This window comes from Acidovorax sp., assembly GCF_046339755.1.
Classification (GTDB): Bacteria; Pseudomonadota; Gammaproteobacteria; order Burkholderiales; family Burkholderiaceae_C; genus Acidovorax.
This window is the reverse complement of sequence record NZ_JBKDTZ010000359.1, coordinates 1-4390: the sequence shown is the minus strand read 5'-3', so window position 1 is coordinate 4390 and position 4390 is coordinate 1. Positions and strand designations below refer to the sequence as shown.

Annotated in this window: 5 protein-coding genes and 1 pseudogene; 5 read left to right on the top strand and 1 reads right to left on the bottom strand. The window is 69.1% G+C overall.

Going from position 1 to position 4390, the window contains the following annotated elements:
- Positions 1 to 560 (top strand): TetR family transcriptional regulator C-terminal domain-containing protein (locus ACK59X_RS31200; RefSeq protein ID WP_409962793.1); only part of this gene is annotated, 560 nt, incomplete at its 5' end.
- On the opposite strand, the gene ACK59X_RS31195 is transcribed toward ACK59X_RS31200, so the two are convergent.
- Entirely contained in the window at positions 561 to 1271 is a 711-nt protein-coding gene (locus tag ACK59X_RS31195) for a Crp/Fnr family transcriptional regulator (protein ID WP_409962791.1), read from the bottom strand. It abuts the gene before it with no gap.
- Between the two features lie 206 nt (positions 1272 to 1477).
- Between ACK59X_RS31195 and ACK59X_RS31190 the strand changes: the two genes are divergently transcribed.
- From ACK59X_RS31190 to ACK59X_RS31175, 4 genes and pseudogenes are all read left to right on the top strand, one after another.
- Positions 1478 to 2011: an ester cyclase gene (locus ACK59X_RS31190; RefSeq protein WP_409962789.1), complete on the top strand. Its 534-nt coding sequence runs from the start codon at positions 1478 to 1480 to the stop codon at positions 2009 to 2011.
- On the top strand, positions 2008 to 2793 hold the full coding sequence (locus ACK59X_RS31185) for an SDR family NAD(P)-dependent oxidoreductase (protein ID WP_409962787.1): 786 nt from the start codon (positions 2008 to 2010) through the stop codon (positions 2791 to 2793). Before ACK59X_RS31190 ends, ACK59X_RS31185 begins: the two co-directional genes overlap by 4 nt.
- 15 nt (positions 2794 to 2808) lie before the next feature.
- Positions 2809 to 3891 carry a hypothetical protein gene (locus ACK59X_RS31180; RefSeq protein WP_409962786.1) on the top strand — a complete coding sequence of 361 codons (1083 nt, stop codon included), beginning with the start codon at positions 2809 to 2811 and terminating at the stop codon, positions 3889 to 3891.
- 55 nt (positions 3892 to 3946) lie between these two features.
- A pseudogene (locus ACK59X_RS31175) lies at positions 3947 to 4237 on the top strand (MFS transporter); the annotation flags it as partial.
- Positions 4238 to 4390: the final 153 nt, after the last annotated feature.

The following is a 4390-nucleotide window of genomic DNA, read 5'->3' as shown; positions in this document are numbered from 1 at the left end:
CCTCCCTGGAGAACATCGCGGCCGCCATCGGCATCAGCCGGCACAACCTGTTGTACTACTTCCCGAACAAGGAAGCGCTGTACCAGCGTGTGCTGGACGACATCCTCACCCAGTGGCTGGCCGGCATGGACGACCTGTCGCACGGCGACGACCCGCAGCAGGCGCTGCGCCGCTACATCCGCGCCAAGCTGCGCTACTCGCGCGAGCGCCCCAATGGTGCGAAGGTATTCACCAAAGAGGTGATTGCCGGTGCACCACGGTATGGCAAAGCCATCGCCGCGCGGGTAGGCCCGCTGCTCAAGGCCGAGGTGCGCACATTCGAGCGCTGGGCGCGCGAGGGGCGCATCGCGCGCGTGAACTTCACGCACCTGATGTTCATCATCTGGTCCGTCACCCAGGCCTACGCCGAGCAGGAGGCCCAGTTCGCACTGCTGCTGGGCAAGCCCGCGCTGACCGAGCGCGACTATGCCAAGGCCGAGGAGCTGATCTGCCGCATGGTGATCAAGGCGCTGGAGCCCGAGGCAACGGCGCAGGACGACCGCGAGACCGAGACGGATTGATCACCCGGGCTGCGCACATCGCGCCAACCGGTCGCGGTCGAGCAGCTCGACCACGCGGTAGCCCACGCGCAGCACCCCTTCCTCCTCCCACTGCTTGAGCTGGCGGTTGATGCTCTGGCGCGAGACGCCGAGCATGAAGGCCAGGTCCTCCTGCGAGACGGCCAGGACGGTGCTGGCGCCGTCGCCGGCTGGGCGCGAATCGAGCGTCATGAGCCGGTGGGCCAGCCGCACGGGCAGCGGCTGCAGGATGGCGTCGTCGATCCAGGCCAGGGCCTGGCGCAGGCGCAGGCACACCAGGCGCGTGAAGGCCATGTGCAGCACCGGCTGCGTGGCGATGAGGTGGTGGAAGTCCGCCGCCTGCACCACGGCCACCTCGGACGGCTCCACCGCGCAGGTGTCGTAGACCCGCTCCTGGCCCACGAACAGCGAGACCTCGCCAAACCAGTGGCCGGGCTCGAGCACGGCGATCACGGCCTCGCGCCCGTCCGGCGCGGCCACGCTCACGCGCAGCGCGCCCTGCACCATGCCGAAGAGCGCGTCGGGCGACGAGCCCTTGAGGAACAGCGAATCGCCGCGCTGCAACTGCCGACGGTGGGCCACCTGCAGCAGTGCGTGCTGCACCTCCTCGGGCAAGCGTAGCTGCTCGTCGGCCCGGGGGCCGAGGTGGGCCGGCAGTCCGGCGGTGCTTGCCGGTTCAGGCAGGGATGGCATGGCGTGCGCTCGCTGGGAAGGAGGTGGCTGGCGCCGCCATTGTGCGGGCGCATGGGTCACCCGGGCGACGCCTGGCGGACACCCGCGGGTTTGTACCAAGCCGCAATTGCCAAGACCGGACAGTCTTGCCGCGGCGCTCTGCGGATAGTGGGCCTGCTGCAGCGCACCGCTGCATCCCTGCACCACAACCCACGCCAAGGATCCCCATGACGAACACCGCCACCCCCGTCGCAGAGCGCAACGCCCGCCGCGAGAAGACCGTGCTCGACCACTTTGCCGACGAGACGCGGCAAGACTTCGATGCCGTGCTGAGCACCTTTCCCCACCCGCACTACGAACTGATCCCCACCGGCGAGGTGCACGACGGCAACGAGGACGTGCGCCGCTACTACACGGCCACGCGCCAGGCCTTTCCCGACCAGCGGCACGAGATCATCCAGCTGCGCCATGCGGGCGATTCGGTCATCGTGGAGTTCTGGCTGCTGGGCACGCACAAGGGGCCGCTGGGCGCGCTGCCGCCCACAGGCAACAGCTTTCGCTGCCGCATGATCGCGCTGTTCCTCTTCTACGAGGCCGAGCACCTGGTCTGCGAGCGCGTGTACTTCGACACGCTGACCATGCTGCGCCAGCTGCTGGTGGGCGTGCCGCCTGCGGCGCTGCCGGGCATCATCGGCTCGCTGCTGGGCGGGCAGGCTGCCACCGCGGGCAAAGCCCCGGTACCGGAGCAGGCCACGGCATGACCGGGCGCCTGCAGGGCCACCACGCGGTGGTGACCGGAGGGGCCCAGGGCATCGGCTTGGCGATTGCCCGCCGCTATCTGGACGAAGGCGCGACCGTCTCGCTTTGGGACATCGGCGCCCGCGCCCTGGGGGCTGCCACAGAGGCGCTGGACGCACCTGGGCGCGTGTTCACCGCCGTCACCGACGTGCGCGACGAGGGCGCCGTGAACGCCGCCACGCAGGCCAGCGCCGCCGCGCTGGGTCCGGCCACCGTGCTGGTGAACAACGCGGGCGTGCTGGGCCCGCTGGTACCCACCTGGGAGCACAGCGCCGTCCAGTGGCGCGAGGTGCTCGACATCAACCTCACCGGCGCCTTCCTGTGCTGCCGCGCGCTGGTGCCGGCCATGCTGGCCGACCTGCAGGCACAGCGTGCCCCCGCACTGGGCCGGCGCGTGGTCAACATCGCCTCGGTCGCGGGCAAGGAGGGCAATGGCCTGAATGCCGCGTACTCCGCCTCCAAGGCCGGGCTGGTCGCGCTGACCAAATCGCTGGGCAAGGAGCTGGCCGGCGCAGGCGTGCTGGTGAACTGCATCACACCCTCTGCCGCGGAAACCGGGGTGTTCGACGGTGTTCCCGAGGAACACCGTGCGCAACTGCACCAGGCCCTGCTGTCGCGCGTGCCCATGGCGCGCTTCGTGGAGCCGGCCGAGGTGGCGGCCATGGCGGCCTGGCTGGCGTCTGCCGACTGTTCGTTCAGCACCGGCGCCGTTTTCGACATCTCGGGCGGCCGCTCTTTGTACTGAGGAGACCCCATCAACATGATGACCGAACCCCTCACGCCGGACCGCCTGCTGCAGCCGGTCCCCGACTTCGACGGCGCACGCAGCGCCCCCACGCCGCATGACCGGCTGCGCGCGCTGCGCCGCGCAGGCGAACAGTTCCGCGAGCGCTTCCTGGCCGAACCGGCCGTGCGCTACGCGCGCAGCTTCGACCTGCTGCGCATCCCCTACCCGGCCTGGTATGCCTTCAACGGCGTGTACTCGCAGCAGTTGCTCAAGCCGCACATGGTGCACCTGCTGGCGCGCACGCTGCTGGTGCAGTTCGAGGACTTCGAAGGGCGCCTCAAACACCTGCTGTTCACCCCCGCCGACTTCGAAACCGGCAGCGAGACGCCGTACTTCAAGCGCCTGAGCGAGCAGACGCCCAAATTCCTGCACGGCGTGATCGCGCCCGTGCACGGCACCGTGCTGCAGGCCCTGGCCTCGGTGGGCGTGGCGCCGGAGCAGATCGACTTCATCACCTACGACCACCTGCACACCCAGAACCTGCGCCGCTGGCTGGGCACGGGCAGCGAGCGCGGCCTGCTGCCCAATGCCCGCCTGCTGGTGCACCGCCAGGAGCTGGCCAGCGTGGCGGGTCTCTTGCCCACGCAGGCCGACTGGTACTGCCCTGAGGGGTTGCAGGGCGTGGCGCCCGAACGCATCGTGCCCTTCGACGGCAGCGTGCTGCTCGGGCGCGGCATCGCGCTGGTTCACACGCCGGGCCATACCGAGGGCAACCACTCGCTGGTCTACCGCACCCAGGATGGCATCCGTGTGAGCAGCGAGAACGGCGTGAGCGCCGACAGCTGGGCGCCCGAGGCCTCGCGCCACAACGGCATCCGCCGCTATGCCCGGGCCACCGGCTCCGAAGTCATCCTGAACGGCAACACCCAGGAGGGCAGCGTGGACCAGTACCTGTCGATGGTGCTGGAAAAGACCATCGCGGGCACCTCGGCCACGCATGGCTTCAGCAACGTGGTGCCGTCCAGCGAATGCTCGCCGCACTGGCTGTTCCCGGGGGCGCCCACCGGCCACCTCTGGGGCACCACCACCTCAGGCGTGCTGCAGCAGCCCGGGTGATCCCCGGGCGGTTCCGTGCGCGGCTTTCCAACACCAACGACACGAGACAAACGCCATGAACTCCCCCACCGCCCTCTTTCCCACCCCGGCGGGCACTGCCACAGCCCCCACCGCCGCCGACGACACCACCTACCGGCAGATCGCCTGGCGGCTGATCCCCATCCTCTTTGCCTGCTACGTCTTCAACTACCTGGACGGCACCAACATCGGCTACGCCCAGCTGCAGATGAAAACGGATCTGGGATTCAGCGATGCCGTGTTCGGCCTGGGCGCGGGCATCTTCTTCATCGGCTATGCGCTGTTCGAGATACCGAGCAACATGCTGCTGGCGCGCGTGGGCCGTAGAACCTGTTCAAGGTCTTTTTGCAGCCGCGTTGGAGTGCAATCGGGATGAGTGGATGCTTCGGATGCGCCGCATGGGCTCGTGCCCATGCAAGCAGCCGGGGCGTCCAATCGCCCGATTTCACTCCAACCCGAAGGGCAAGTGCCTTTTCGGGCG